The following is a 20,799-nucleotide window of genomic DNA, read 5'->3' as shown; positions in this document are numbered from 1 at the left end:
GGGCCTGACCGGCAGGCACGCCGCGCCGCTGTGGTGCAGTGCCGCAAACCAGCGCTCAAGGTCATGCGAAAAGCGTCGATATAAAGGCGATGGGAGGGCTCCCCGCAAGCCTTCCAACCGCTTGATCAACATCACCGAAGAGTGGTCGCATGCTGAAAAGTCAGGAAATGTCGCTGGACAAGAAGGAACGCAGTTGGCTGCCTTGGTGGGGCAAAACAGGCAAGCTCAGCATGCGCTGGTCGACCTGGCTCAACAAGGACCGCTACGAGGCCATCGAGGCCACCTTCGAAGGCATCGCGCAAACGCGCGTGGCCATCCTCAAGACCTGGGCCGAGCAGTTGTGGCAGCACCTGGAGGCGTGCGCCGCGCAATTGGCGCCGGGTTTTCCGGCCATCGAGCCCGGCTGGCTCGACGAGAAAAAAGGGATGGCCCCCGAATTTTCCGAGCTGTTCGTGATCGGCGCCGACCTGCGCGTCATTGCTTCCACCGTGCCGTCGCGGATCGGCGCGTCCTGTGCGGTGCCCGAGGCCGGCCGCCGCGGGCTGGCCCAGCCCTTCCTGCACGGCCCCTATGCCGACCCCGTCACCGCGCAGTTGCCGCCGTCCACCTCGCGCTTCCACGACGAGGTCACGCTGATGTTCTACCAGCCCATCGTGCGCGACGGCCTCACGGTCGGCGCGCTGTGCGGCCGCGTGCCGAACGACGTGCTGGGCGACCTGATCCAGCGCGAGGCCGGCCACGTGTATCGCGAGTCGGGCGACAACTACGTGTTCATGGTCGAATCGCGCTTCGATCCGTCGATCCGGCCCGGTACCGCGCTATCGCGCTCGCGCTTCGAGGACGACACCTTCACGCACGGCGACAACCTCAAGCACGGCGTGCGCACCGCCTATGGCACCGTGCGCATCCGCGAACATACCGAACTCGAACTGCTGTTCACCGATCCGGCCACCGGCCAGCTCCACCCCGGCGTGCGCGAAACCATGCGCAAGGGGCAGAACCTGTTCGTCACCTACCCCGGCTATTCCGACTACCGCCACGTGCCGGTGATCGGCAAGGGCGTCACTTTCCAGATGCCCGGCTCGATCGACAGATGGGGCATGATGTGCGAGGGCGATCTGGAAGAGGTCTACCGCTATCGCAGCATCGGCTTCGGGCTGCTGCGCCTGTACATCGTGCTGGCCATCTCGGTCGGCGCCGTGGCGGTGGGCGCGCAATACCTGCTGGCGCTGTCGCCGCCGAAGTCGGCCGGGCTCGCGCTGGCCTGGGTGGCGGTCAGCACCTGGGCCTTCCGCCGCTGGGGCGTCAAGCCGGTGTCGAGCCGCATCCGCCGCACCAGCGCGGTGATCCGCGGCATCGCCGAAGGCGGCGGCAACCTCACGCAGCGCCTGCCGGCGGTCGACGGCCGCATCGACGAAACCACTACCGTGGCGCAGTGGGTCAACAGCTTCATCGATGCGCTCGACCGCACCATCGGCCGCGTGGTCCGCACCTCGGGCGAGATCCACTCCACCAACCAGTCGCTGCAGTACAAGAGCCAGCACAGCAGCGCCGCCTCCAGCGAAATGCTCAAGACCACCCAGTCGATGCTGGATGCGCTCGGCCGCCAGCGCGCCGAGGTGCAGGCCGCCACCGACAACGCCCATTCCATGCAGCAGGTGGTGCGCGACGAGAAGAGCAAGTCGCAGCACCAGTTCGGCGTGCTGCAGGCGCGCGTGCAGGACATCCGCCAGGCCGTGGGCTCGGCCGCCGACCGCATTTCGCAGCTCGAAGCCAGCACCGAAGAAATCGGCCGCGTGGTGACGATGATCGCGGCCATCGCGCGGCAGAGCAATCTGCTGTCGCTGAACGCGGCCATCGAAGCGGCCCGCGCCGGCGAGGCCGGCCGCGGCTTCGCGGTGGTGGCCGACGAGGTGCGCAAGCTGGCCGACAGCACGGCCAACGCCACCGGCGAGATCGAGGCGATGATCGGCAAGGTGCAGCAGGAGGCCAAGCAATCGGTGCAGATGATGGTCGACGGCCTGGCGCAGATGGAAGAAGGCTTCAAGCTGGCCACCGAAGCCGCCAACGACCGCGGCGAGATCGATACCGTGATGGAGCGCATGTTCGCCACCATCGGCCAGATCGCCGACAGCACCCAGGTGGGCGGCAAGCAGATCGACCTGATGAGCCAGGCCGCGCAAAGCATGCAGCTGGCCATTGGCGAGGCCCAGCGCAGCGCCGAGCAGACCAGCTTCGCGGCCGCCCGGCTGCACCGGCTGGTCAGCACCTTCCAGGTGTCGGCGGGCTAGGCGGGCGATCCGTCGCCGCGCGCGTCGCCCAGCTGCCGGCGCAGGAAGGCCACCAGCGATTCCACCGTGCGGTCGGGGTGCGGCGCGGCGGGCGACACCACGCCGATCTCGATCCGTTCGGCCGGCGCCAACGCCAGCGTGCGCAGCGGCTGGCCGCCGAAGGGCGGCACGCTGATGCGGGCCACGATGGCCGCGCCCACGCCGCTGCGCACCAGTTCGATGGCCGTCCACGCATCGCGCACCTCGACGTCGAAGCGCGGAGCGACGCCGGCCGCCGCGAACCAGCGGTCGACGATGGGCCGGATCAGGCCGCTGGGCTTGAGCCCGATCAGCGGACAGTCCGCCAGGTCGGCGGGGCTGGCGGCATCGCCCGCCGCCGGCGGGAGCCCGGCCGGCGCCACGCACACCAGGTCGCTGCTGAACACGCGCGTGGTGGCGATGCGGTCCGTTTCCACCGGCAGCGATACCACCGCGAGATCGGCCTGGCCGGCCAGGATGCGGCGCACGATGGTGGCCCGGTGGGCGGTGTCGATGTCCAGCCGGATGCCTGGGTGCTGCGCCGCATAGCGGCCGATGGCATGGACGCAGGCGCCGGTCGACAGCGCCGGCGTCAGCAGGATGCGCAGCACGGCGCGCTGGTGGTTGGCGATCAGTCGCGCCACGGTTTCGATCTCGTCCAGCCCTTCGTACAGCCGGTCCACCTCGTTGACCAGCTGGTGCGCCTCGGGCGTCGGGATCAGCTTGCCCTTGGCGCGCACGAACAGCGGGAAGCCCACCGCGCTTTCCAGCGAGCCGATCAGGTAGCTCACGGCCGGCTGCGTGATGGACAGCACGGCGCTCGCCCTCACCATGGTGCCTTCGCGCATGACGGCGCGGAAGGCTTCGATCTGCCTGAGTTTCAACGTCAATGCCCGGTCTCCGAACAGGATGGGGTCAACGTCGATGATTAAGCAGAAACACGCATGGTTTGTCCATGATTTCGCGCACGCATTCCCGGTGCCACGGCCAGAGCAAGCCGACCCACGGACGCCGCGGATCCGGCTTTGCCGGTCCGCTGGCGTCGCCCCTCGAGGGGCGCGCGAAGCGCGCAGGGGTGGGCCGATCAATCCACGGAAATGTTGGCCGCCTTGCTGATCGCCGCCACGCGTTCCATGTCGCGCCGGATGACCTCGGCGAATTCCTCCGAACTGCTGTGCGCCGGAAACACGCCCTGGCCGAGGTACTTCTTGCGCAGCTCGTCGGCCTGCAACGCCGCCGCCATGGCCGCCTGGATCGCCTGCCGGGCGGCGCCGGGCATGCCGGCCGGGCCTACCAGGCCGTACCAGGTGGGCTGGTTGTTGTCCGGCCAGCCCGCCTCGGCGTAGGTGGGCACCTCGGGCAGCATGTCCAGGCGCGAGGGCCAGCTGACGGCCAGCGCGTGGACCCGCCCGCCCTTCAGGTATGGGAAGGCGGAGGCCACCGAGGTGAAGGTCGAGTCGACCTGGCCCGCCGCCAGGTCCGCCAGCGCCTGCGACGCCCCTTTGTACGGAACGTGCAGCATCGACGTGCCGGTGGAGCGCTTGAACTGCTCGCCCCAGATGTGGCCGATGGTGCCGGTGCCGGGCGAGGAATAGGTCAGCCGGTCGGGGTGGCCGCGCAGGTACTCGACGAAGCCGGCCAGATCCCTGGCCGGGACTTTGTCGCTGACCAGCAGGATGCCCGGCGCCAGCGCGATCTCGCCCAGCAAGGTGAAATCGGTCAGCGGGTTGTAGTCGGCCTTCTTGTAGACGATCGGGTTGACGGCGTGGGTCGACTGCGTGGCCAGCCCGAGCGTGAAGCCGTCGGGCGCCGCGCGCGCCACTTCGGCGGCGCCGATCAGCCCGCCGGCGCCGCCGCGGTTTTCCACCACCACCGTGGCGTTCAGGCTTTTCGACATCAGGACGGCGATTTCGCGCGCGATCACGTCGGTCGAGCCGCCGGGGGAGAAGGGCACGATCAGGCGGATCGGCCGGTTCTGCGCCAGGGCGGGCCCGGCTGCGGCGCAAGCCGCGAGGCTGAACAGGAATTGTCTTCGGTCCATGGTGCTGCATCCCTCGGAAAATGAAATTGCACGATCCGTCTCCGTCATGTCGCCGCGAGAGCGGCCGCCGCGGCGGCCATGGCGTGCGCGCCGGTGCCGATGGCCCGCTCGTCGCAGAAATAGTCGCTGCGGTGCAGCTGCGTGGACCGGCCCGGCGCCTTGGAGCCGATGCGCAGATGGGCGACCGGCACGCGGCGGGCGTACCAGGCGAAATCCTCGCTGCCCATGGAAGGCGTTTCCAGCGGCGTCAGGACGCCTGCGCCCAGGTGCCGTTCGATCGCCTGCAGCGCCCGGTCCAGGGCCGCGCGATCGTTGACCAGCGCCGGCGCCAGGTTGCGCCATTGGACCTCGATCGTGGTCCGGGTCGCGATCGATACGCCATGCGCCAGCCGGCGCAGCGCAGCCTCGATCTCTTCGACCAGCGCGTCGTCCAGCGCGCGGCAGGTGCCTTCCAGGACCACCTCGTCGCAGATCACGTTGCGCGCGCGGCCGCCCTCGATGCGGCCCACCGACAGGATCAGTGGCTGGTCGGGCGAGATTTCCTTGGCGCGGATCGCGTTCAGTCCAGACAGCAGCGGCGGGACGGCCTGCAGCGCATCGACGCCGGAGCGCGGGTGCGCGGCGTGGCCGGCGGCGCCGCGCACCCGGATCACGAAGGCGCTCGACGAGGCCATCGAGGCGCCGTGCCGGTAGCCGATGCGGCCGGCCTCCATCTGCGGCGAATTGTGGCAGCCCAGCAGCACGTCGACGTGCGGCGTTTCGAGCGCGCCGGCCTCGATCATGGCGAGGGCGCCCTCCAGCGTTTCCTCGGCCGGCTGGAACAGGAACTTGAAACGCCCGCGCAGCGCGTCCCTGCCGCCGCAAAGCAGCGTCGCGGCGCCCAGGCCGATGGCGCAGTGCACGTCGTGGCCGCAGGTGTGCGCGGCGCCCGGCACCGTCGAGCGGAAGGGCACGTCGGCCGTTTCGTCCATCGGCAGCGCGTCCATGTCGACGCGCAATCCCACCGTGCGGCCGGGCCTGCCCGTGTCCAGCACCGCCACCACGCCGGTGCGGCCGACGCCGCGCAGCGGTTCGAGCCGCAGCTCCGCCAGATGGCGCGCCACGATGTCGGCTGTCCGGTGTTCGGCGAAGGCCAGTTCGGGATGGCCGTGGATGTCGCGGCGGATGCGGACCAGCCGCTCCAGTTGCGCGCTATCGAGCGGCGCCGTCATCGCCGCGGCTCCGCCGGCGCCGGGAGGATCCGCGCGAAGGCTTCGTCGGTGCCGTTGAGCGAAGCCAGTCGTTCGCCGGCACGGACGCGGCCGTAGCGCTGCGCCTGCGCGCGCTGCAATTCGCGCGCCCTGGGGGCGCATTCGCGCAGCACGGCTTCGGTCACGAAGGCGATGCCGTTTTCGTCCGCCACGGCCAACATGCCGGGCGCGACGGCGATGCCGCCCACCTCGACAGTGCCGCAAAACTCGCCGCCCTGGTAGCGGCGCTTGCAGGTCAGCCCCGTCAGGCCGGTCGCCCACACGGGCAAGGTCAGTCCGCGCAGCTCCTGCAAGTCGGTGACCGGGCCGTCGATCAATACGCCCGCGCAGCCGGCGCGGTCGGCCGCCAGCGCCAGCCCGCCGCCGAAGCAGGCCTCGCGGCCGCCGCCGGGACGCTGCACGACGAGGAAATCGCCCGGCCGCAGCCGCGAGACGGCGTAGTGCAGCGCCGAATTATCGTCGCCCTCGCAGCGGCAGGTGACCGCCACGCCGAACGACGGCTCCCGCCGTCCTGCCAGGTGGCGGAATTCGGGGCCGGTGAAGCCGTCGGCCAGCAGGTGGCCCAGCGCCGCGGGATCCAGGCCGTCGGCCAGCGCGCGAAGGTCGGGCGACAGCGCGGGCGGCGGCGGCGCGAAGCGGAATCCGGGCTGGCACGAAGGCTTGCCTGCGGCTGTCTGCGCGGGTCCGGGCGTATCCAGCCCAGGCAGGAATCGCTCAGGCATGGGCAAGCTCGGCGGCCAGCGGCCGTTCGCCTTCGACCGTCGTGCGGTGCATCAGCCGGATCGAATCGGGATCGAAGGCGTCGCGCCGGTGCAGCAGGCAGCGGTTGTCCCACATCAGCATGTCGCCAGGCCGCCATTGCTGGGCCCATACGTGGCGCGCATCGGTGGCAGCGGCCCACAGTTCGGCCAGCAGCGCGGCAGCCTCCGGCTGCGGCACGCCGACGATGGATTGGTGCGGGCGGTCGCCCCCGAGGTAGAGGCAGGGCCGTCCGGAGCCGGCGTGGCGGCGGACGATCGGGTGGTCCACGCCTTCCCACGATGCGTAGTCGTCCGATAGCGGCGCCTTCTTGCCGAGCCTGACCTCGCCGCGGCCGTCGATCACCGACTGATGATGGATCCGCAGCCCGTCCAGCCCTTCCTTGAGCCTGGCATCGAGCCCCGCGTACGCGGCGTACATATTGGCGAAATACGTATTGCCGCCTTGGCCTGGCAGCTCGATCGCGCGCAGGATGGCGGCCGAAGGCGGGCGCTCGACGAACCAGGTGTCCGTATGCCAGCGCACTTCGCCGTCGCCCAGGTCGCCGGCGGGCGAGCCGTCGGCCTTTTTCTTGTTGCTGATGACCAGGATCTCGGGGAATTCGGTGTTCTTTCCCTGCTGCAACTGCCGGGGATGGAATACCGCCGGCCCCAGCGCGCGGCTGAAGGCCACCTGTTCCCGGTCGCCGATCCGCACATTGCGGAAGCGCAAGACCGGGTAGCGGAACCACGCCGCCTTCAATTGATCGACGACCTCCCGGTCGATCGCGTCGAAGGGAAAATCCTCGATTTCCCCGACGAATCCGTCCACCACTTCCCGTACCGCAAATCGCATCGCCGCCTCTCTCGTTCGCTTCGCGCGATGGCGCGGCGAAGCATTGAAGTGTGACGATTATGCGAAGCGGCCGGCGCGCCGGCCAATCGAATCGGCGGGGCCGTCGATAAGGAGATTTGATAGGGCGGGCAATATAGGCCGGGTCTTGTGGCCGCCCAAAACGAAAACCCCGCAGCGGCGTTGCCGGTGCGGGGCTCGTGCCAGCCGGCGCGCCGGGAATTGCGGCGCGGCCGGGCGGAAACGCAAGCAGCGATTACTTCAGCTTGGTTTCTTTGTAGTCGACGTGCTTGCGCGCGACGGGATCGAATTTCTTGATCAGCATCTTTTCGGGCGTGGTGCGCTTGTTCTTCGACGTGGTGTAGAAGTGCCCGGTGCCGGCGGTGGATTCCAGCTTGATCTTTTCGCGAATGCCTTTGGCCATGATGTGCTCCTGGGAAGCGCTCGGGATGTTCGGATATTAAACCGCTTCGCCGCGCGCGCGCAGGTCGGCCAGCACGGATTCGATGCCGTTCTTGTCGATGGTGCGCAGGGCGTTGGTGCTGACGCGCAGGCGGACCCAGCGGTTTTCGCTTTCGACCCAGAACTTGCGGTATTGCAGGTTGGGCAGGAAGCGGCGCTTGGTCTTGTTGTTGGCGTGCGATACGTTGTTGCCGACGGTCGGCGCCTTACCGGTAACCTGACAGACTCGTGCCATGGCGGAAACCTCTACTGTTAACTTGTTCGTGAAATGCGAAACAGGCGCAAAACCAAGGGATACGCAGCACCCCGCGGCCCGTTTCCAGCAGTCCGTTCGCGACAATGGGCGTACCGGCTGGCAGAAAGCTCGCTAGCTTAACATTTGCCGCCCGCCAAATCAACAACCGGCTGGCCCCCGGGGCGCGGGCAGCCGGTTGTTGCGTATTCGCCGCGCGACGGGCGGCCAAGGCGAGGCTATTCGGCCGTGATGTTGGCCTCGCGGATGATGGGTTCGTAGCGGGCCCGCTCGGCCTTGATGAAGGCCGCGAATTCTTCCGGCGTGCTGCCGGCCGGCTCGCCGCCCTGGGTGGCCGATACGTCGCGCACCGTCTTGGAATGCACGGCGCGGATGGTGGCCTCGCTGAGCTTGCGCAGGACGTCCGGCGGCAGGCCCTTGGGCGCGACCAGCCCATACCAGGCCACCGACTGGTAGCCCGGCAGGGCCAGTTCCGACAGCGTGGGCACGTCGGGCAGCGCCAGCGCCCGCTTGGGCGAGGTCATCGCCAGCGCGCGCACCATGCCCGATTGCAGCATGGGCAGCGAGGGCAGGGTCACGATCATGTCGACGTTGCCGGCGGCCACGTCCTTCAGCGCCGGGGCGCCGCCCTTGTAGGGCACGTGGGTCAGGTTCAGGCCGGCCATCTTGGCGAACAGCGCGCCCGCCAGGTGCTGCGAAGAACCGTTGCCGCCGGAGGCGTAGGTCATCGGCGCGGGGCTGGACTTGGCCAGCGCGATCAGAGACTTGAGATCCTTGGCCGGTGAACCGGGCGGCACCAGCACCGCCATCGGGTAGGTGGCGATCAGGCTGATCGGCTGGAAATCGGCGTCGGTATCGTAGGGCAGGTTCTTGTACAGCAGCGGGTTGATGGCGTGGCCGATGGCCACCAGCCCCAGCGTGTAGCCGTCGGCCGGAGCCTTGGCCAGCATCTGGGCGGCGATCACGCCGTTGGCGCCGCCGCGGTTCTCGGGAATCACGGTCTGGTGCCAGGCGTCGGACAGTTCCTTGCCGATGGCCCGCGCCAGCGAGTCGGAGGCGCCGCCGGGCGGGAACGAGATGATGATGCGGACCGGCTTGTCGGGGTACTCGGCGCGGGCGGCGGCTGCGCCCAGGAACAGGGCGGCGAAAACGAACGCGATGCGGATGAAGCTGCGCGCGATGTGCATGGATGTCTCCTTTGGCTGGCATGTCGGGGCATGCCCCTTATGGCGTTTCTCGTTCTGTGCCCGGCCCCGCGATGGCGCGGGGCCGGGCGGCTGGCAGGGCCGGCGCGGCCGCCGCGCGCTCACTCTACGTAGCGGCCGGACGGCGTGCCCAGGACCGTGGTGCGCTCCAGGTGGCGCAGCTCGCCTTCGTCGTAGTCGCCCAGCGCCAGGTGCATCGTGCAGCGGTTGTCCCACAGCAGGATGTCGTCGGGCTTCCAGCTGTGGCGGTAGACGAACTGCGGGCGGCTGGCGTGGCGGCACAGGTAGTCGATGAGGGGGCGGCTTTCGGCCTCGGTCATGTCGACGAAGCTCTTGACCTTCTCGCCGATGTAGAGTGCCTTGCGGCCGGTTTCCGGGTGCACGCGCACCACCGGCTGCGCCACCGGCGGGTTCAGGCGCCGGGTTTCGGCGGCGCGCTCGGCGCTCAGGTCCACGATCTTGCGCACGCCGCCGGCGTGGATGCCTTCCAGGTTCTCCACCAGCCGCTTCATGCCGGGCGACAGCGCCTCGTAGGCCATCGTCATGTTGGCGAACATGGTGTCGCCGCCCACCGGCGGCACGGTTATCGCGCGCAGCAGCGAGCCCAGCGCCGGCACCAGCGTGAACGACATGTCGGAATGCCACAGCTGGCCGGTGTACTTGCCGTCGCCCGGCTGGCCGTTGGCCTTGGGCGCGTTGGTGACCATCAGCAGCTCCGGGTATTCCGGGTGGCGGTCGCGCGGCAGGTTGTCGTGGCGGTCGAGCTCGCCGAAGCGGCGGCTGAACGCGATGTGCTGCTCGCGGGTGACGCGCTGGCCGCGGAACAGCAGGATGCCGTATTTCAGGAAGGCCTCGTGCACCGCCGCGAAGGTGTTGTCGTCGACGCCGGCGGCGATGTCGATGCCACAGACTTCCGCGCCTAGCGCATGCGACAGGCGCCTGAGAGTGATTGCCATACCGTCCTCCTTTGATCGCGTCGACTATACGGGGCCGAAAACCATTGCGTAAAATGAGTTGTTCGGGCAATTCCATTGCCCAATGGCAATGATTTCCGCAACCATCGCATATCTTTGCGCCCCATGACGCTGCAACAGCTGCTCTGCTTCTGCACCCTGGTCGACTGCGACCTGCGCGTGGCGCGCACGGCCGATGCCCTGCACACCACGCAGCCGGCGGTCAGCAAAATGATCCGCGCCCTCGAAACCACGGTAGGCGGCGACGTATTCATGCGCCGCGGCAACCGCCTGGTCGGGCTGACCGACACCGGACGCGAGGCGCTGGTGCTGGCGCGCCGCGCCGTCAACGCCGCGCGCGGCATCGACGCCCTGGTGCGCCACGGCAGCGGCCGGGCCAGCGGCATGCTGCGCGTGGCCACCACCCACATCCACGCCCGCTATGCGCTGCTGCCGGTGGTGCAGCGCTTCGCCCGGCGCTATCCCGACGTCAGCCTGTCGATCAGCCAGGGCGCGCCGGCGCAGATCGTCGACTGGGTCGATCAGGGCGCGGTCGACCTGGGCGTGTCGACCCCGGCCGCGGTCATGCCGCCGTCGGTCGTCGCGCTGCCGAGCTATCCGATCGAACGCTGCCTGATCGCCGCCCGCGGCCACCCGCTGCTGCGCACCCGGCCGCTCACGCTGGCGGCCATCGCCCGCCATCCGCTCATCACCTACGACGAGAATTTCAGCTCGGGCCAGGTCGTGCTGGCCGCGTTCCAGCGCGCCGGCATCACGCCGCGCATCGCGCTGCGCGCCACCGAGGCCGGCATCATCAAGGCCTACGTGGCGGCCGGCGTGGGCGTGGCGGTGATCCAGAAACGCGCGGTGGACGCCGGCCGCGACACCGACCTGAGCGTGCTGGACACCGGGACGCTGTTCCCGCCGTCGACCACCTTCCTCACCCTGCGGCACGACAGCTTCCTGCACGGCTACATGCAGGACTTCATCGGCATGGTGGAGCCGCGCTGGAAGCCGGCCGCGCTGCGCAAGGCCGTGGCGGCGCACGGCAGCGGCGCATCGCCTAGACCAGCCCGCGTTCCGCCATCGACGTGATCTGCCGCCCGGCTACGATGAGATGGTCGAGCAGCCGCACGTCCACCAGCAGCAGCGCGCTGCGGACGTGGCGGGTGAGCTGCTCGTCGGCCTGGCTGGGGTCGGGATTGCCGGACGGGTGGTTGTGCGCGAGGATGACCGCCGCCGCGTGGTGGCGCAGCGCCGCGCGCACCAGTTCACGCGGGTACAGCGTGGCCTGGGCCAGCGTACCTTCCGACAGCATTTCGCCGGCGATCAGGCGGTTGCGGGTGTCCAGGTACAGCGCCAGGCAGCATTCCACCTCGCGGTGCGCCAGCGTGGTGGCGCAGTAGCGGCGCACGGCCTCGGGATGGTCCATCACGTCGTCGCGCTGCAGGGTCTCGCCGATCTCGCGGCGCGCCAGTTCCAGGATGGCCTGCAACTGGCCCGTCTTGACGTCGCCCAGGCCGGGAATCTTGCGCAATTCGTGGCGCGGCGCGGCGAACAGGCCGCGCAGGCCGCCGAAGCGCGTCAGCAGCGCGCGGCCCAGTTCCAGGGCGTTGCAGCCCGGCGTGCCGGTGCGCAGCAGCACCGCCAGCAGCTCGGCATCGGTCAGCACGCCGGGGCCGTGGCGCAGCAGGCGTTCGCGGGGCTGTTCTTCGGGCGGCAGGGCGGCCTGGGGGGAAGTGGTTCTTAGCATGATGGGCGGGTGGAGTGGCGAAGTGGCAGCCGGCAAAGCGGCTAAAATTCCCTTTTTGCCGCACGGCACCGCTACGGTGACACGATCTTGACTTCCGCTTCCGCCGATTCGCTCCCGGTTGTCCGTGAGGACTCCTACGTAACCCTGCACTACCGGATCTCGCTCGCGTCCGGCGCGGGGGCCGGCGAGGTGTTCGCCGACACCTTCACCGGCCGCCCGGCCACGCTGCAGATGGGCGCCGGCCAGTGGGCGCCCGGCATGGAAGCCGGCCTGCTGGGGCACGCCGAAGGCGAATCCTTCAGCATCGAACTGCCGCCTGCCCAGGCCTATGGCGACCGCAATCCCGAATTGATCCAGCGCGTCACCCTGGCGATGCTGCGCGAGCACGCCGGCGACGAGCAATTCGAGCCCGGCGACCTGGTCGAATTCGCGGCGCCCAACGGCGGCCGCTATTCCGGCGTGTTCAAGGAAATGGGCGACGGCTACGCGGTGTTCGACTTCAACCATCCGCTGGCCGGCAGCGCGCTCAAGGTCGACGTGGCCATCCTCGGGGTGCTGTGATGGTGGCAGAGGTCGTCCTGGCCCAGCCGCGCGGCTTCTGTGCCGGCGTCGACCGCGCCATCGAGATCGTCGAGCGCGCGATCGAGCTGTACGGGGCGCCCATCTACGTGCGCCACGAGATCGTGCACAACCGCTACGTGGTGGAAGACCTGCGCGCCAAGGGCGCCATCTTCATCGACGAACTGGATGAGGCCCCGGCCGGCGCCACCGTGGTGTTCTCGGCCCATGGCGTGGCGCGCGCGGTGCGCCGCGAGGCGGCCGAGCGCGGGCTGCAGGTGTTCGACGCCACCTGCCCGCTGGTCACCAAGGTGCACGTCGAAGTGGCCAAGATGCGCGCCGCCGGCAACGAGATCGTGATGATCGGCCACAAGGGGCATCCGGAAGTCGAGGGCACGCTGGGCCAGTCCGACGACGGCATGTACCTGGTCGAGACCGTGGCCGACGTGCAGGCGCTGCGGGTGGCCGATCCGTCCCGCCTGGCCTACGTGACGCAGACCACGCTGTCGGTGGATGACGCGGCCGAGGTCGCGGCGGCGCTGAAGGCGCGCTTTCCCGGCATCGTCGAGCCCAAGAAGAGCGACATCTGCTATGCCACGCAGAACCGCCAGGATGCCGTCAAGATCATGGCGCCCGCGTGCGACCTGGTGCTGGTGGTGGGCAGCGTCAACAGTTCCAACTCGAACCGGCTGCGCGAGGTGGCCGAACGCAAGGGCGCCGCGGCCTACCTGATCGACGGGCCGGACGATATCGATCCGGGCTGGCTTGCCGGGCGGTCGCGGGTCGGCGTCACGGCGGGGGCGTCGGCGCCGGAAGTGCTGGTGCAGAGCGTGATTGCGCGGCTGAAGGAACAAGGGGCGGTGTCGGTGCGCACGCTGGCCGGGGTGGAAGAGGGCGTGGCGTTTCCGCTGCCGAAGGGGTTGTCGAAGGGCGTGAAGGCTTGAGCGAAGGATTGTTTGAACTCAGGAGCGATTCTTTGCTAGAATGCCGGGCTTTCCAGCAGTCTTTCTTGCCCTGTGCGGCAGGGGGCGGCGGGAAGGGACGCCGGATTAGCTCAGTTGGTAGAGCAGCGCATTCGTAATGCGAAGGTCGTAGGTTCGACTCCTATATCCGGCACCAGTAGATTTCGGCATTCAGGCCAACCCATGGGGTTGGCCTTTGCTTTTCCGGTCAGGCTCCTGCAGCCTTCTTGCGCACGGTGCGGAGTTGTTCGCTTGTGGGCCCGCCGACATCGCCATGACGCCGCACGTATTCGCGCAGAACCTCGTCCATCCGGGACTGCCAGCCGCTGCCGCTGGCGCGGAAGAACTCGACGACTTCCCGGCTGTAGCGGACGGACAGCAGGATTTTCGGTGAAGGGGAATGAGGACGGCCGCCCTTGTTGACCACAGCGCGCTTGAGCGCATCCTCGGTCAGGTCGGGCAATTCGTCATATTCACCGCGGTCGATTTCATGCGTATCTACGCGGGACAAGTCAGATTTCAAGGTATGGGCCGATGCGTTCTTGCTCGCGCTCATTGGCTTTCCTCATGCTGAAGACTCGGCGCTCCCGGTCTCGTTGGGTGTATCCGATGACGACCATACGGCCGCAAAGCAGGCCATAGCAGATGATTCGTCTTTTGCCGTAGTCGGACCGGATATCTTCGATCTCGGCCGTGGTCCCTCGAACACTTGCGCGGCCTCTTCAAAAGCCAGGCCGCGTTCGATGAGGGTCTTTTCGCGCTTGGCCGGATTGAAGGTAATTTTCATCAGTTTATGTAGCTACAATAACCAATTTGGACGATGGCGGCAAGCGACGGTGTCGCGTCGGTCCTCCAGCGATGCTGGTATCGGTTGTAGCCGGCTGCTGCGCGATTCGTAGTCGCCACAACGGGAAGCCAGCGGTGTCTCCACCGCGCCGTCACATCGGCGTGCTAAGTTCGTCTGAACACATTTGCGTTCGCCACGATGAGCAAGCTATTCCAATACACCCGCCGAGCCAGCCAGCGACGCCTGCTGGCGTTCGAACTTTCCCGCCGCTATGAGTCCGCGCCGGTCGTGGCGGACAGGGCCGGGCCGGCGGCCGATGCCGCCGTAAGCACCAGCGTGGTGGAAGGCAAGGCCTTGCGGGGCAGGGTTTCCGACGCGGAATACACGGCCAACTGAAACACCTGAACGGCCGATCTCGTGGCCGCTCAGGGCCGACAGCAGTCATCCTCGTTTCCCCACGTCACCTCGTTTGGCTGCAAGAACAAGCGCATCCCAGTCATCCGGTGGATTTCCTCTATCCAGCATCTTCCTGAACGCGCGGTAAGCATCGTCGTCGCTTTCATAAGCCCGTTTCGTGTCTTCGTCATTGACCCATGCGATCACGATGATCTTGCTGGCCGCATGGTATCGAAAGAACAGTCGGTACTGCTGGAAGAACTTTGCCCGGAACCAATGCTTGTGTTGGTGTCCCAAGGTTTCACCTTGCCGGTATTCCGCTCGAGTCGGGTCTTGAGGTATGACCTCGAAAGCCAATCGGGCAATGGCAGCCAGACGCTTCGTGGCATTGCGTCGACGGTATCCATCCGGATCCTTGCGCTTCAGTGCTTCAACCTGCTGTTGCAGACTATCCAGTTGTGCACGAAAGAGCGGATGCAGGTAGAGGGTCCATCCATTGACCGTGACGCGCTTGCTCGATTCAGCCGTCATTCGTCATCGGCCGACAGCGGTGCATCGAGGTCGATATCTCCAGCTTCGCTTGCAGCCTTTTGCACGGCAGCGAGCAAGTCGTCAGTCAGGGGCTCCAGGCGTCCAGGATGCGACGCGATATCGCGGGCGAGGAAAGTCAGGAATGCGCCAAGTGCGGGGTCTTCATCATCGGTATTCCCGGCACGCGAGAGCACTACGTCTCCGTTGGGACGAATGCTGTAGTGGATCTTGTCGCGTTTCTTCAGACCAAGGACGCGCCTCACCGTTTCCGGAACGGTGGTCTGGTAGCGTTCGGTGAGGGTGGACTCGACGTCCAGAGTGGTGGGCATGATGATCTCCCAGGGGTGGATGAGGTATGGTAATGCAATTGCATTGCCGAGTCTAGATAGCGGTGCATCGCAGCTCGGCTCACGTGATCCGACCGGAAGAGGCCTGGTGCCGGACGGACATTTCCGCAACGGCGTTCCGTCACCGTCTCCGGTAGAAAGTGCGAAGCCATCTTGCCGGCAATCTTCCATTTTCAGAAATCTGTCATATCCCCGGCACACAGCCCCCACAGAATGCGGTCTTTGTTTTTCACCCGAAGAGCGAGACCGCCACCATGCCGTCGATTTCCCCTTCCTCGATTTCCCTGCTGCTGCGCAGGCGTCTGATGCAGGCGCTGGCCGCGGCCCTGCTGCCGCTGGCGCTGGCGGCCTGCGGCGGCGACGACGATGACGTCGTCGCCGATGCGCCGCCGTCGCAGACGACGCCCGACACGCCGCCGGACGACACCGCGCCGCCCGACGATACGCCCACCCGCAACACCGCCTATCTGAACGCCCAGCCCGGCGACGTCCTGAAGGTCGAGATCAAGGAGCTGATCCCGACCCAGGCCACGCTCGGCTACGACCAGATCTACTACAAGCTGGGCCGCTGGCAGGGCGATTTCGACCGCCCGACCTGGCAGGACGACGAGGAAAACCAGCTGGAATACCTGAACGACACCGTCGGCAAGAAATTCGGCGACTACTGCGAAGACACCGGCCAGGGCGACGTGGTGAAGTTCACGACGATCGAGGCCCTGCGCGCCGCCACGCTGGCCGACCCTTCTACCTACGAGTGCGAGGATGCCCCCGGCACTCACGCCGACGCGATGAAGACCGTGGTGATCGGCTGGGATGGCAACCTCTACCTGACCGATGGCCACCACTCGTTCAGCGCGTTGCGCGAGATCGCCGACGGCGGCCCGGAGCTGGAGGTGTACGTCAAGGTGGACGCGAACTACAGCGATTCGCCCGACCACGACGCCTTCTGGCAGCGCATGGTCGACAACAAGAAGGCCTGGCTGCGCGACGGCGACAACCAGCCGATCACGGTCGACCAGCTGCCGGCCCGCCTGGGCCTGCCGCACGACGACGAACCGGGCGGCATGCAGGACGATCCGTACCGTTCGCTGGTCTATTTCACGCGCGACATCGCCTACGATGCCGGCGACCTGCCCGAATTCGCCGAATTCCTGTGGGGCGACTGGCTGCGCGGCCAGGTTACGGCGGGCCAGCTCGATCCGCTGTCGGCTTACGACACGATCGCCACCGCGTCGAACCTGGACGCCGTGCTGGCCAAGAGCACGATCAAGGCCGCCGACCTGTCGCCCAACAACAGCAACACCAGCTACTCGGCCGCGGTGCGCGACGCCACCCTGCGCATGAATACGCTGGCCGACGATGACGTGGTGTCGGGCGACCGCACCGCCGGCAGCCTGGGCCACATCACGATGCTGCCCGGGCAGGACGATGACACGCCCACCGGCGAGGCCCGCGGCGAGCTGAGCGACCTGGCCCGCAGCGATGTCAAGGACAACGGCGACGAACGCGGCGCGGGCAAACTCTGGTTCGCCGCCCACTACCGCGCCTGCGGCGCGCCGCGCGCCGGCGCCTGCTGGGGCTGGTAAGCAGGCGGCTGCCGCACAGCGACCGTGCCGCCTATGCCGCGCGCCGGAGCTCCGGCACGCGGCGGCCGGCTCAATACCCGCCGTTCTGCAGATCGTTCTGCCCGCGGGTGGCCCAGGTGGTCATCCGCGCTTCGATCACCGCGGCCACCGCGTACATCGCGATGCCCATCACGCCGGTCACCATCAGGCCGGCGAACACCAGCGCCACGTCGAAACGCGACGACGCGACCATCATCAGGTGGCCGATGCCGGTTTCGGACGACACCGTCTCGGCCGTGATGCTGCCGACGAAGGCCACCGTGATGGCGATCTTCAGCGACGCGAAGAAGTAGGGCATCGCGCGCGGCACCCCCACCTTGCGCACGATCTCTATCGTGCGCGCCCCCAGCGCGCGCAGCACGTCGCGCTGTTCGGGCTCGATCGTGGCGATGCCGGTGGCCACGTTGACCACGATCGGGAAGAAGCTGATCGCGAACGCGGTGATGATGGCCGGGATCGCGTTGATGCCGAACCACAGCACCAGCACCGGCACCACGGCCACCTTGGGCACGCTGTTGAACGCGATCAGCAGCGGGTAGACGCCGCGGTAGATCAGCGTCGACGAGCCGAAGGCGACCCCCATCAGCATGCCCAGCACCACCGCCAGCGCGAAGCCGATGGAGGTGGTCAGCAGCGTCTGGCCGGCGTTGAGCATCAGCGGCTGCCACCACCGGATGGCGCTGGCGGCCACGGTGCTGGGCGCCGGCAGCACGAATTCGGCGATGCCGAAGGCGCGCACGAAGATCTCCCACAGCGCGAAGAACGCGACGATGATGAGCCAGGGCAGCACTTTTTCCAGGCGCCGCCGGCGGCGCAGGGCGGCCGCGCGCTGCTGCGCGCGAACGGCGCGGTTCGATCCGGGGCGCAGCGGAGCCGGCTCTGCCGGTCCGCCAGCGCCGCCCCCTCGGGAGGCGCGCGTAAGCGCGTAGGTGGGGGTATCAGCCAACATGTTCGGGCTCTCCGGCGGTCGCGTTGGACGGTTGTCGCGCGATATCGATCAGGTCTCGCAGTTCCTGGACCAGCGCGTTGAATTCCGGCGTGAAGGTGTGTTCGCGCCGCCGCGGCCGCACGAAAGGCACCCGGCGTTCGGCGATGACGCGGCCAGGGCGGGCCGACAACACCACGATGCGGTCGGCCAGGTACACCGCCTCGCGCAGATCGTGGGTGACCAGCATTACGGTGGGGCGCCTTGCCAGCCACAGCTCCTGCAGCACGGCCCACAAATCCTCGCGGGTGAAGATGTCGAGCGCGCCGAACGGCTCGTCGAGCATCAGCAGCTTGGGATCGTGGATCAGCGCGCGGCACAGCGAGGCGCGCTGCTGCATGCCGCCCGACAGCTGATGCGGCAGCTTGTGCTCGAAGCCGGCCAGGCCCACCAGCGCCAGCAGCTCGCGCGCCCGCGCCTCGTAGTGGGCGCGGTGCGAGCGCAGGCGGTGCTTGTGCTCGGCCACCACTTCCAGCGGCAGCATCACGTTTTCCAGGATGGTGCGCCAGGGCAGCATGGTCGGGTTCTGGAAGGCCATGCCGACGATGGACAGCGGCCGGTCCACTTCCTTGCCGTCGATGATGACGCCGCCGTCGGTCGGCAGCCACAGCCCGCTCATCAGGCGCATCAGCGTCGACTTGCCGCAGCCCGAGGGGCCGACCACGGCGACCAGTTCGCCGTGGTCGACGTTCATCGTGACGCCTTCCAGCGCCAGCGTGCCTTCGGCGCCGCCATAGTGCATGGCGACGTCGGACAGCTCGGCGAAGGGGCGCCGGTCACGCGACAGGTCGTTCGTCATGTTGGGTCCTCGCGGAAAGTTCGAGCGTTTCTTCGCGCTTCTGCAGCCACCAGGCATAGGGGCGGGGCAGCAGTTCGTGCGGCCTGGCCATGCCCAGTTCCTTGGCGGCGTGGGCGGGCCAGTTGGGGTTCCACATCATTTCGCGGGCCAGCGCGATCAGGTCGCAGTCGCCGGCCTCCAGGTAGCCTTCGGCCTGCCTGGCCTGGGTGATCAGGCCCACGGCCATGGTCGGGATGCCGACCTCGGCGCGGATGCGGCGCGCGAAGGGCACGTGGTAGCCGGGCACGCGCGGCACCACGTGCAACGTCAGCGGGCCGTCGATGCCGCCCGACGAGCAGTCGAACATGTCGACGCCGCGTTCCTTCAGGCGGCCGGCCAGCACCACCGTGTCGTCCATGTTCCAGATGCCGCCGCGACCGTCCACGCAGGAGCCGCGGAAGAACAGCGGCCGGTCGGCCGGCCAGGCCGCGCGCACCGCCTCGACCAGTTCGAGGGCGAAGCGCATGCGGCCCTCGATGTCGCCGCCGTAGCCGTCGGTGCGGTGGTTGGTGATGGGCGACAGGAACTGCTGGATGATGTAGCCGTGCGCGCCGTGCACCTCGCAGATGTCGAAGCCGGCGTCGAGCGAACGCTTGGCGGCGTCGACGTGGGCCTGGATCACGTTGCGGATGTCGTCGCGGTCCATTTCCCTGGGCGTCATCGCCCCTTCCTTGAAGGCGATGGGGCTGGGCGCCAGGCCGGCCCAGGGCGGGCGGCCCTGTTCGGCGTCGGCCGGGCCGAGCGGCGAGAAGCCGTCCCACGGCGCGCGGGTGGCGACCTTGCGGCCGGCATGGCCGAGCTGGATCGCGGCCGCCGCGCCCTGGCCGCGGACGAAATCGGTCACGCGGCGCCAGGCCTTGGCCTGGGCGTCGGTGTAGATGCCGGGGCAGTCGTAGGTCTTGCGCGAGCGTTCCGAGACCGAGGTCTCTTCGCAGAAGACGATGCCGGCGCCGCCCATCGCGAACTTGCCCAGGTGGACCAGGTGCCAGTCGGTGGGCGCGCCGTCGACGGCGGAATACTGCGACATCGGCGAGACGACGATGCGGTTGCGCACGGTCAGGCCGCGCAGCGTCAGGGGCTGGAACAGCAGGGGCTGCGCGGCGGCCGGCGCCTGCGCGGTGTCTCGGGTTTGCGGTTCGGTCATGTCGGGTGTCCTTTGTCGTTGGGGCGCCGTGCCTAGCGGCGGAGCAGGCGCGAAAGAATATTGTCCAGCACATTGTCGAGGTGCTGCGCCATGGTGGCGCGGGCCGGTTCCGGTTCGCCGGTGGCCAGCGCGTCGAGCAGCGCCAGGTGCTCGGCCACCACCTGCGGGAAGTGGCGCGGCGCCGGCGGGGTCGCGAACAGCATCGACTTGCGCCGCAGCTGTTCGATCAGCTCCGCCATGCTGCGGTTGCCGCAGGCCTCGCACACCGCGCGGTGCAGTTCGATGTCGAGCAGCACGCGGGCGTGGTTGTCGGGCGTGTCGGCATGCAGCAGCGCGGCCAGCCGGGCGCGCAGGTCGTCCAGCGTGGCGTCGGAGATGTGGCCGGCCGCCGCGCCGGCGGCCTCCACCTCCAGCAGCCGGCGGATCTTCAGCAGTTCGAGGAATTCCTCCAGCGTGATGCGGCGTACTTCCAGCACACCGTTGTGGCGCTGGATCAGGCCTTCGCCTTCCAGCCGCCGCAGCGCCTCGCGCAGCGGCGTGCGCGAGACGCCCAGCCGCAGCGACAGCTGGCGTTCCGAGAGCGGCGTGCCGAGCGGGATCTCGTGCGTCAGCAGCATCTCGTGCAGTCGCGCATGCAGCCGTGCGACCATGCCCCCCGCCGCTTCGGCGGGGTTGTCGGGGGGGGCGAGCGTATCGTCGGGAAACGGTGTCGGAGCGTTCATGTCATCATTGGTCCATAGCGCGGCACTCATCCCTGCGCCGCCCCTCCAGGATGCGGCGGATCCGGCTCCGCCGGTCCGCTCGCATCGC

24 protein-coding genes and 1 tRNA gene are annotated in these 20,799 nt (G+C 68.3%); 7 read left to right on the top strand and 18 right to left on the bottom strand.

The features are described from left to right. The first annotated feature begins 149 nt into the window (after positions 1–149). Positions 150–2,291, top strand: a complete 2,142-nt coding sequence (locus tag ABD927_RS19075) for a methyl-accepting chemotaxis protein (protein ID WP_345251433.1) — start codon at positions 150–152, stop codon at positions 2,289–2,291. Here ABD927_RS19075 and ABD927_RS19070 read toward each other — a convergent pair. From ABD927_RS19070 to ABD927_RS19030, 9 genes are all read right to left on the bottom strand, one after another. After that, entirely contained in the window at positions 2,288–3,199 is a 912-nt protein-coding gene (locus ABD927_RS19070) for a LysR family transcriptional regulator (protein WP_345251432.1), read from the bottom strand. The two genes, ABD927_RS19075 and ABD927_RS19070, sit on opposite strands and share 4 nt — an antisense overlap. A gap of 194 nt (positions 3,200–3,393) precedes the next feature. Then, positions 3,394–4,350 (bottom strand): Bug family tripartite tricarboxylate transporter substrate binding protein, encoded by a 957-nt coding sequence (locus tag ABD927_RS19065; RefSeq protein WP_345251431.1) that lies wholly within the window; start codon positions 4,348–4,350, stop codon positions 3,394–3,396. Between the two features lie 44 nt (positions 4,351–4,394). Further along, entirely contained in the window at positions 4,395–5,561 is a 1,167-nt protein-coding gene (locus tag ABD927_RS19060; RefSeq protein WP_345251430.1) for a M20 metallopeptidase family protein, read from the bottom strand. Next, a complete protein-coding gene (locus ABD927_RS19055; RefSeq protein ID WP_345251429.1) occupies positions 5,558–6,322 on the bottom strand; it encodes an RraA family protein in 765 nt (254 codons plus the stop codon). The genes ABD927_RS19060 and ABD927_RS19055 overlap by 4 nt, the downstream gene beginning before the upstream one ends. Then, positions 6,315–7,193 (bottom strand): TauD/TfdA dioxygenase family protein, encoded by an 879-nt coding sequence (locus ABD927_RS19050; RefSeq protein ID WP_345251428.1) that lies wholly within the window; start codon positions 7,191–7,193, stop codon positions 6,315–6,317. Before ABD927_RS19050 ends, ABD927_RS19055 begins: the two co-directional genes overlap by 8 nt. Before the next feature lie 253 nt (positions 7,194–7,446). Then, entirely contained in the window at positions 7,447–7,614 is a 168-nt protein-coding gene (gene rpmG / locus ABD927_RS19045) for a 50S ribosomal protein L33 (protein ID WP_124079463.1), read from the bottom strand. 36 nt (positions 7,615–7,650) lie between these two features. Further along, positions 7,651–7,887 carry a 50S ribosomal protein L28 gene (gene rpmB / locus ABD927_RS19040; protein ID WP_345251426.1) on the bottom strand — a complete coding sequence of 79 codons (237 nt, stop codon included), beginning with the start codon at positions 7,885–7,887 and terminating at the stop codon, positions 7,651–7,653. A 236-nt stretch (positions 7,888–8,123) separates the two neighbouring features. Next, the gene (locus ABD927_RS19035) at positions 8,124–9,092 is read right to left on the bottom strand and encodes a Bug family tripartite tricarboxylate transporter substrate binding protein (RefSeq protein WP_345251425.1); all 969 of its coding nucleotides are present in this window, start codon (positions 9,090–9,092) and stop codon (positions 8,124–8,126) included. A gap of 119 nt (positions 9,093–9,211) precedes the next feature. Next, a complete protein-coding gene (locus tag ABD927_RS19030) occupies positions 9,212–10,066 on the bottom strand; it encodes a TauD/TfdA dioxygenase family protein (protein ID WP_345251424.1) in 855 nt (284 codons plus the stop codon). Positions 10,067–10,189: 123 nt separating this feature from the next. Here ABD927_RS19030 and ABD927_RS19025 point away from each other — a divergent pair, with 123 nt between their 5' ends. Beyond that, on the top strand, positions 10,190–11,158 hold the full coding sequence (locus tag ABD927_RS19025; RefSeq protein WP_345251423.1) for a LysR substrate-binding domain-containing protein: 969 nt from the start codon (positions 10,190–10,192) through the stop codon (positions 11,156–11,158). Here ABD927_RS19025 and radC read toward each other — a convergent pair. Further along, the gene (gene radC / locus ABD927_RS19020) at positions 11,127–11,816 is read right to left on the bottom strand and encodes a RadC family protein (RefSeq protein ID WP_345251422.1); all 690 of its coding nucleotides are present in this window, start codon (positions 11,814–11,816) and stop codon (positions 11,127–11,129) included. The two genes, ABD927_RS19025 and radC, sit on opposite strands and share 32 nt — an antisense overlap. Before the next feature lie 87 nt (positions 11,817–11,903). On the opposite strand from radC, the gene ABD927_RS19015 reads away from it, so the two are divergent. The 3 genes from ABD927_RS19015 (at position 11,904) to ABD927_RS19005 (ending at position 13,493) form a co-directional block, all read left to right on the top strand. Then, complete coding sequence (locus tag ABD927_RS19015; protein ID WP_345251421.1) at positions 11,904–12,377, top strand: FKBP-type peptidyl-prolyl cis-trans isomerase; 474 nt, start codon at positions 11,904–11,906, stop codon at positions 12,375–12,377. Further along, positions 12,377–13,318, top strand: a complete 942-nt coding sequence (gene ispH, locus ABD927_RS19010) for a 4-hydroxy-3-methylbut-2-enyl diphosphate reductase (protein ID WP_345251420.1) — start codon at positions 12,377–12,379, stop codon at positions 13,316–13,318. The genes ABD927_RS19015 and ispH overlap by 1 nt, the downstream gene beginning before the upstream one ends. A 99-nt stretch (positions 13,319–13,417) precedes the next feature. Beyond that, positions 13,418–13,493 (top strand) — tRNA-Thr (locus tag ABD927_RS19005). Positions 13,494–13,544: 51 nt separating this feature from the next. On the opposite strand, the gene ABD927_RS19000 is transcribed toward ABD927_RS19005, so the two are convergent. Both ABD927_RS19000 and ABD927_RS18995 read right to left on the bottom strand, forming a co-directional pair. Then, complete coding sequence (locus ABD927_RS19000; RefSeq protein ID WP_345251419.1) at positions 13,545–13,892, bottom strand: BrnA antitoxin family protein; 348 nt, start codon at positions 13,890–13,892, stop codon at positions 13,545–13,547. Beyond that, entirely contained in the window at positions 13,849–13,983 is a 135-nt protein-coding gene (locus ABD927_RS18995; protein WP_345251486.1) for a BrnT family toxin, read from the bottom strand. Before ABD927_RS18995 ends, ABD927_RS19000 begins: the two co-directional genes overlap by 44 nt. Positions 13,984–14,321: 338 nt before the next feature. Between ABD927_RS18995 and ABD927_RS18990 the strand changes: the two genes are divergently transcribed. Continuing rightward, a complete protein-coding gene (locus tag ABD927_RS18990) occupies positions 14,322–14,519 on the top strand; it encodes a hypothetical protein (RefSeq protein WP_345251418.1) in 198 nt (65 codons plus the stop codon). 45 nt (positions 14,520–14,564) lie between these two features. Here the strand turns inward: ABD927_RS18990 and ABD927_RS18985 are convergent, their stop codons facing one another. Beyond that, positions 14,565–15,050 carry a type II toxin-antitoxin system YhaV family toxin gene (locus ABD927_RS18985; RefSeq protein WP_345251417.1) on the bottom strand — a complete coding sequence of 162 codons (486 nt, stop codon included), beginning with the start codon at positions 15,048–15,050 and terminating at the stop codon, positions 14,565–14,567. Next, on the bottom strand, positions 15,047–15,379 hold the full coding sequence (locus tag ABD927_RS18980; protein ID WP_345251416.1) for a type II toxin-antitoxin system PrlF family antitoxin: 333 nt from the start codon (positions 15,377–15,379) through the stop codon (positions 15,047–15,049). The genes ABD927_RS18985 and ABD927_RS18980 overlap by 4 nt, the downstream gene beginning before the upstream one ends. A 272-nt stretch (positions 15,380–15,651) precedes the next feature. Here ABD927_RS18980 and ABD927_RS18975 point away from each other — a divergent pair, with 272 nt between their 5' ends. After that, positions 15,652–16,983, top strand: a complete 1,332-nt coding sequence (locus ABD927_RS18975; RefSeq protein WP_345251415.1) for a ParB/Srx family N-terminal domain-containing protein — start codon at positions 15,652–15,654, stop codon at positions 16,981–16,983. Between the two features lie 70 nt (positions 16,984–17,053). On the opposite strand, the gene ABD927_RS18970 is transcribed toward ABD927_RS18975, so the two are convergent. The 4 genes from ABD927_RS18970 to ABD927_RS18955 are packed head-to-tail and all read right to left on the bottom strand — an operon-like array spanning position 17,054 to position 20,711. Next, complete coding sequence (locus tag ABD927_RS18970; RefSeq protein WP_345251414.1) at positions 17,054–17,971, bottom strand: ABC transporter permease; 918 nt, start codon at positions 17,969–17,971, stop codon at positions 17,054–17,056. Further along, positions 17,961–18,806, bottom strand: a complete 846-nt coding sequence (locus ABD927_RS18965) for an ABC transporter ATP-binding protein (protein ID WP_345251413.1) — start codon at positions 18,804–18,806, stop codon at positions 17,961–17,963. The genes ABD927_RS18970 and ABD927_RS18965 overlap by 11 nt, the downstream gene beginning before the upstream one ends. Next, positions 18,784–19,989, bottom strand: a complete 1,206-nt coding sequence (locus ABD927_RS18960) for an NADH:flavin oxidoreductase/NADH oxidase (protein WP_345251412.1) — start codon at positions 19,987–19,989, stop codon at positions 18,784–18,786. The genes ABD927_RS18965 and ABD927_RS18960 overlap by 23 nt, the downstream gene beginning before the upstream one ends. A 32-nt stretch (positions 19,990–20,021) precedes the next feature. Beyond that, positions 20,022–20,711: a GntR family transcriptional regulator gene (locus tag ABD927_RS18955; protein WP_345251411.1), complete on the bottom strand. Its 690-nt coding sequence runs from the start codon at positions 20,709–20,711 to the stop codon at positions 20,022–20,024. Between the last annotated feature and the right edge of the window lie 88 nt (positions 20,712–20,799).

It is taken from the genome of Pigmentiphaga soli, assembly GCF_039541095.1.
GTDB classification, from domain to species: domain Bacteria; phylum Pseudomonadota; class Gammaproteobacteria; order Burkholderiales; family Burkholderiaceae_B; genus Pigmentiphaga; species Pigmentiphaga soli.
The sequence above is the reverse complement of the archived record's forward strand: the minus strand, read 5'-3'. Positions and strand labels throughout refer to the sequence as shown.

Coding starts and splice junctions, on each gene's coding strand:
- ABD927_RS19075 (WP_345251433.1), top strand. CDS start 150: ATGCTGAAAAGTCAGGAAATGTCGCTGGACAAGAAGGAACGCAGTTGG.
- ABD927_RS19065 (WP_345251431.1), bottom strand. CDS start 4,350: ATGGACCGAAGACAATTCCTGTTCAGCCTCGCGGCTTGCGCCGCAGCC.
- ABD927_RS19060 (WP_345251430.1), bottom strand. CDS start 5,561: ATGACGGCGCCGCTCGATAGCGCGCAACTGGAGCGGCTGGTCCGCATC.
- ABD927_RS19055 (WP_345251429.1), bottom strand. CDS start 6,322: ATGCCTGAGCGATTCCTGCCTGGGCTGGATACGCCCGGACCCGCGCAG.
- ABD927_RS19050 (WP_345251428.1), bottom strand. CDS start 7,193: ATGCGATTTGCGGTACGGGAAGTGGTGGACGGATTCGTCGGGGAAATC.
- rpmG (WP_124079463.1), bottom strand. CDS start 7,614: ATGGCCAAAGGCATTCGCGAAAAGATCAAGCTGGAATCCACCGCCGGC.
- rpmB (WP_345251426.1), bottom strand. CDS start 7,887: ATGGCACGAGTCTGTCAGGTTACCGGTAAGGCGCCGACCGTCGGCAAC.
- ABD927_RS19035 (WP_345251425.1), bottom strand. CDS start 9,092: ATGCACATCGCGCGCAGCTTCATCCGCATCGCGTTCGTTTTCGCCGCC.
- ABD927_RS19030 (WP_345251424.1), bottom strand. CDS start 10,066: ATGGCAATCACTCTCAGGCGCCTGTCGCATGCGCTAGGCGCGGAAGTC.
- ABD927_RS19025 (WP_345251423.1), top strand. CDS start 10,190: ATGACGCTGCAACAGCTGCTCTGCTTCTGCACCCTGGTCGACTGCGAC.
- radC (WP_345251422.1), bottom strand. CDS start 11,816: ATGCTAAGAACCACTTCCCCCCAGGCCGCCCTGCCGCCCGAAGAACAG.
- ispH (WP_345251420.1), top strand. CDS start 12,377: ATGGTGGCAGAGGTCGTCCTGGCCCAGCCGCGCGGCTTCTGTGCCGGC.
- ABD927_RS19000 (WP_345251419.1), bottom strand. CDS start 13,892: ATGAGCGCGAGCAAGAACGCATCGGCCCATACCTTGAAATCTGACTTG.
- ABD927_RS18990 (WP_345251418.1), top strand. CDS start 14,322: ATGAGCAAGCTATTCCAATACACCCGCCGAGCCAGCCAGCGACGCCTG.
- ABD927_RS18985 (WP_345251417.1), bottom strand. CDS start 15,050: ATGACGGCTGAATCGAGCAAGCGCGTCACGGTCAATGGATGGACCCTC.
- ABD927_RS18980 (WP_345251416.1), bottom strand. CDS start 15,379: ATGCCCACCACTCTGGACGTCGAGTCCACCCTCACCGAACGCTACCAG.
- ABD927_RS18975 (WP_345251415.1), top strand. CDS start 15,652: ATGCCGTCGATTTCCCCTTCCTCGATTTCCCTGCTGCTGCGCAGGCGT.
- ABD927_RS18970 (WP_345251414.1), bottom strand. CDS start 17,971: ATGTTGGCTGATACCCCCACCTACGCGCTTACGCGCGCCTCCCGAGGG.
- ABD927_RS18965 (WP_345251413.1), bottom strand. CDS start 18,806: ATGACGAACGACCTGTCGCGTGACCGGCGCCCCTTCGCCGAGCTGTCC.
- ABD927_RS18960 (WP_345251412.1), bottom strand. CDS start 19,989: ATGACCGAACCGCAAACCCGAGACACCGCGCAGGCGCCGGCCGCCGCG.
- ABD927_RS18955 (WP_345251411.1), bottom strand. CDS start 20,711: ATGAACGCTCCGACACCGTTTCCCGACGATACGCTCGCCCCCCCCGAC.